Source organism: Pseudomonas sp. ES3-33 (assembly GCF_000952175.1).
Lineage (GTDB): Bacteria > Pseudomonadota > Gammaproteobacteria > Pseudomonadales > Pseudomonadaceae > Aquipseudomonas > Aquipseudomonas gregormendelii.
In genome coordinates this window covers 1-1493 of record NZ_JZRI01000041.1, presented here as the reverse complement: position 1 = coordinate 1493, position 1493 = coordinate 1, and the positions used below count along the sequence as shown (strand labels likewise).

Genomic DNA, 1493 nt, shown 5'->3' with positions numbered 1-1493 from the left:
GCCAACACGCTGACCGACGAGGCAACCTACAAAGCCATGTACCAGCAGTCGGTCGTCAACCCGGACGGCTTCTGGCGCGAGCAAGCCAAGCGCCTCGACTGGATCAAGCCTTTCACCACGGTGAAGCAGACTTCCTTCGACGATCACCACGTCGACATCAAGTGGTTCGCCGATGGCACCCTGAACGTTTCCTACAACTGCCTGGACCGCCACCTGGCCGAGCGCGGCGATCAGATCGCGATCATCTGGGAAGGCGATGACCCTGCCGAAAGCCGCAACATCACCTACCGTGAATTGCACGAAGAAGTCTGCAAGTTCGCCAACGCCTTGCGCGGCCAGGATGTGCATCGCGGCGACGTGGTGACTATCTATATGCCGATGATTCCCGAAGCCGTGGTCGCCATGCTGGCGTGCACCCGGATCGGCGCAATTCACTCGGTGGTGTTCGGTGGTTTTTCGCCGGAAGCCCTGGCGGGTCGGATCATCGACTGCAAATCCAAGGTGGTGATCACCGCTGACGAAGGCATTCGTGCCGGCAAGAAGATCCCGCTCAAGTCCAACGTCGATGACGCGCTCACCAATCCGGAAACCAGCAGCATTCAGAAGGTCATCGTGTGCAAGCGCACCGGTGGCAACATCAAGTGGAACCAGCATCGCGACATCTGGTACGAAGACCTGATGAAAGTGGCGGGCAGCGTCTGCGCGCCGAAAGAGATGGGCGCTGAAGAAGCGCTGTTCATCCTCTACACCTCCGGTTCCACCGGCAAGCCTAAAGGCGTGCAGCACACCACTGGCGGTTACCTGCTGTATGCGGCCATGACCCACGAGCGCGTGTTCGACTACCGCCCGGGTGAAATCTACTGGTGCACCGCTGACGTCGGCTGGGTCACCGGCCACACTTATATCGTCTATGGCCCGCTGGCCAATGGCGCGACTACCGTGCTGTTCGAAGGCGTGCCGAACTACCCGGACATCACCCGGGTGGCGAAGATCGTCGACAAGCACAAGGTCAACATCCTCTACACCGCGCCAACGGCGATTCGCGCGATGATGGCGGCGGGTAACGCGGCAGTTGAAGGCGCTGACGGCAGCAGCCTGCGCCTGCTGGGTTCGGTGGGTGAGCCGATCAACCCGGAAGCCTGGGATTGGTACTACAAGAAGGTCGGCCAGTCGCGCTGCCCGATCGTCGACACCTGGTGGCAGACCGAAACCGGCGGCAACATGATGAGCCCGCTGCCGGGCGCGCATGGCTTGAAGCCTGGTTCGGCGGCTCGTCCGTTCTTCGGCGTGGTGCCGGCACTGGTGGACAACCTGGGTAATATTCTGGAAGGCGCGGTTGAGGGCAACCTGGTGATTCTGGATTCGTGGCCAGGCCAGGCGCGCACGCTGTATGGCGACCATGACCGTTTTGTCGACACCTACTTCAAGACCTTCCGTGGCATGTACTTCACCGGTGACGGTGCCCGTCGTGACGAGGATGGTTCCTACTGGAT

General features: G+C 61.0%; 1 protein-coding gene. It reads left to right on the top strand.

The window, feature by feature from the left end:
• On the top strand, positions 1-1493 hold a 1493-nt coding region (gene acs, locus UB23_RS05320), incomplete at both ends, for an acetate--CoA ligase (RefSeq protein WP_052672964.1).